The sequence below is a fragment of the Dorea sp. 210702-DFI.3.17 genome (assembly GCF_020560825.1).
Taxonomy (GTDB): Bacteria; Bacillota; Clostridia; order Lachnospirales; family Lachnospiraceae; genus Dorea; species Dorea formicigenerans.
This window is the reverse complement of the sequence record NZ_JAJCNB010000066.1, coordinates 1-2858: the sequence shown is the minus strand read 5'-3', so window position 1 is coordinate 2858 and position 2858 is coordinate 1. Positions and strand designations below refer to the sequence as shown.

Genomic DNA, 2858 nt, shown 5'->3' with positions numbered 1-2858 from the left:
AAATTATATATGTGTTTTTGACTATCTTTTTATATCTTCTTAAATGTCCGCAAAGCCTTATTTTATCGGCTCTACGGGCATTTTGCTTTTGTGGTAAACCTCACATATCTAGGTCTATCTTCTTATATTTTCTCTATCAAACGTGGTTAAAATCGTGGTAAATACTTCTATGCAATTAGACGCTGAACCTCTGATTTTGCGGTATCTATGGACGCATGAGCGTACCAATTCATTGTGATACTAATGTTTGAATGCCCCATGATATACTGTAAATCTTTTGGGTTCATGTTCTTGCTTGCCAGCCTTGTGCAGAACGTATGGCGTAGCGTATGCGGTGTGATATGTGGCAAGGGATTGTCTTTGTGGTGCTTGTTGTATTTCTTTACCATACGGACAAATAAGGCGTTGTAATCAATCGCAACTTTTGGCTTGTCCTTATGATTGACAAATAGGAAATTGCCCCGTCCGTCTATCACAAATGGTTCTGCCTTTGGGCGTTTCTTCATAACCCGTTGAAATGCCTGTATCGTTTCTCTGCTTAATGGTACTTGCCTTATTCCGCTTTTCGTCTTAGGCGTTTCAATATAATAGCCTTGTTCCTTGCTCTTTAGTAACTGGTGGTCGATAATCACAACTTCATTCTTGAAATCAATATCGGCTACTGTCAGTCCGCACAGTTCCGAGATACGAAGTCCTGTTTTTAACAGTATCAGCACATCATCATAATACTTGTGATACACATTGTCCGTCTTGATGAATGAGAGTAAGGCTTGTTCCTGTTCCTCTGTCAATGCAACTTTCTCTTTGGTATCATTTTCTAGGACTTCACTTAACTTGAAATCAAAGGGATTTTTCCTTACGCAATCGTCTTGTATGGCGATATAGAATGACGCTTTTAACGAGCGTTTATGGTTGTTAATGGTATTGTAGGAAAAGCCTTTGTCTTTCATGCGTACCGCCCATTCTTTAGCGTCAGAGGGCTTGATTGTATCAATGCTCCTAGCACCCAACTTGTCCTCTTTCAATAACCGCATGAGTTGTTCCCGTTGTTTCATTGTGCTTTTCTTCACATTTGCCCTCTGTGCGTTCTGTTTGGCATAGAGTTGGCAAAGCGTCATTTTCTTGCCTGTGCTGTCGATACCGTCCTCAATATCCCGTCTTATCTGCTGTTCCAGTTCTCGAAGTGAGGGTTTTTCCCGTTTTCCCTTTGGTGTCGGGTCTGTGGGTGTCAATCTCCAAGCATACACATATTTTGTGTTTCCAAATGCGTCTACATATTTATATAAGTATTTTCCGTCTGTTCGTTGGCTCTCTCCAGTATGCAGGATACGACCTTTGCTATCCCGTCTTTTTTCTTTCATGGTGTCTGCTCCTTTCCTTGTTGGAAAGAGCCTTGATATGACTTGTGTTCATCATAACACATACAAGGCTCATTTGCATTAGATTGCGTCCAATTTGTCAATGACCTGTTCAAACTGTCGGCGTTTAATCTGTATGCGGTTGCCATTCATAATGAGCCAGCCAGCGTCCTTGTTTTCCTCTGCCAATCGTCTTAACTTGTTTTCTCCAATGCGGAAATACTTTGACGCTTCTTCAATGGTAAGGGTGTATTTTTCCCATACGGGAATATCGTTGTTATTCATCAGATACCCCCTTTCCCATGTTTTGTGTCATACTGGATATAGGGGATAAGGTCGGTGCGGTTTATCCTCTGTAAATGGGCGGTTAATTTACTGGAAAGGGAATTGCTGTATCTTGCCTTATCAAGCATAGTTCCTACTTTTTCCAGTCCACCTAATGCGTCATGTTCTTCCAAGAAATAAAAACTTTTGACAGCGGAAATGACGCCACCCTCTGTGAGCCATTGCTGTGTTTCTTCAAGGGAATTATGCTGCTTTGGTACTTGCAGTTTCAAGACTTCCACAGCCCCTAAAAAGCGTTCCCAAAATCGACACGTTTTCCACCTGCTTTTATTACTTTCGTTTCTGTTTGGCACGACAAAGCGTAGGTTGTTTGCCAGTAGCCCGAAAGCCAGTTCCCCAAGTTCCAGCGGTCTGTCCTTAAATGTCATGGCAAAAACATGAGCCTTATCATCACGCAGTTGCATTTCTGTTCGTTTCCAACTGCCGACTTCCTCAAGCGTCTTATTATGTTTTGAACAGACTTCCTTATCCTTATCATAAAAGCGGTAGGATAATCCAGATTTTCCAGCACCGATATAAACAGTCTTTGCGGTGTCGAAATCGTCAAACTTGCTTTCATCAAAGTGGTAGCCCTCACTATTGGAGATAAATTCCTCTTTTTCGCATTTCTTCTTTATCTGCTCTATGGTAAAGAATGGCTTTTCGTTCTTATCATCAATGGCAATATCAAGTCTTGTGAAATGAAAATTATCCAGTCCGTATCTTCGCTCACAGCGTCGGAACATATCCCCAAAGGTATAATTCCTACTGTCGAGAATACGGAAAATATCATCACAACCTCTGCCAGTCATAACAAGATAACAGCCTAGCCCCTGTGGGTTGTCCTCTGTCTTTCTTGCGTCCCCCGATACATAAATATCTCCAATCTGCCAGCGTGCTTGATAGGTTTTGTATTTAATGCTTGCCGGATAGACATTGAAAATATCAGTCGGTAAACCTAAAATGTGCATGATTACATCTTCAGCGGTTGCCGTTTCAAATACAATGCTGATGTAATCAATCTTAACGGATAAATTTTTGTGTGTAGTTATAGTGCATTACTCCTTTCGTATGCCCCGTTTTTTTGCGGGGTAAAAATAGCGTTTTGTCCTTTATTTATCACAGTTTCTAGGTACTATGACATGTATGCGCAGGGCGGTGTTACATATACGCCCT

General features: G+C 41.3%; 3 protein-coding genes. All 3 read right to left on the bottom strand.

The annotated features are described in order from the left end of the window. Positions 1-167: 167 nt before the first annotated feature. The 3 genes from LI149_RS14840 to LI149_RS14830 all read right to left on the bottom strand — a co-directional run bounded on the left by LI149_RS14840 (position 168) and on the right by LI149_RS14830 (position 2704). Positions 168-1361, bottom strand: a complete 1194-nt coding sequence (locus LI149_RS14840) for a site-specific integrase (RefSeq protein ID WP_009320106.1) — start codon at positions 1359-1361, stop codon at positions 168-170. Between the two features lie 78 nt (positions 1362-1439). Then, on the bottom strand, positions 1440-1643 hold the full coding sequence (locus LI149_RS14835; protein WP_002607397.1) for an excisionase: 204 nt from the start codon (positions 1641-1643) through the stop codon (positions 1440-1442). Continuing rightward, on the bottom strand, positions 1643-2704 hold the full coding sequence (locus LI149_RS14830) for a replication initiation factor domain-containing protein (protein WP_259302594.1): 1062 nt from the start codon (positions 2702-2704) through the stop codon (positions 1643-1645). The genes LI149_RS14835 and LI149_RS14830 overlap by 1 nt, the downstream gene beginning before the upstream one ends. Positions 2705-2858: the final 154 nt, after the last annotated feature.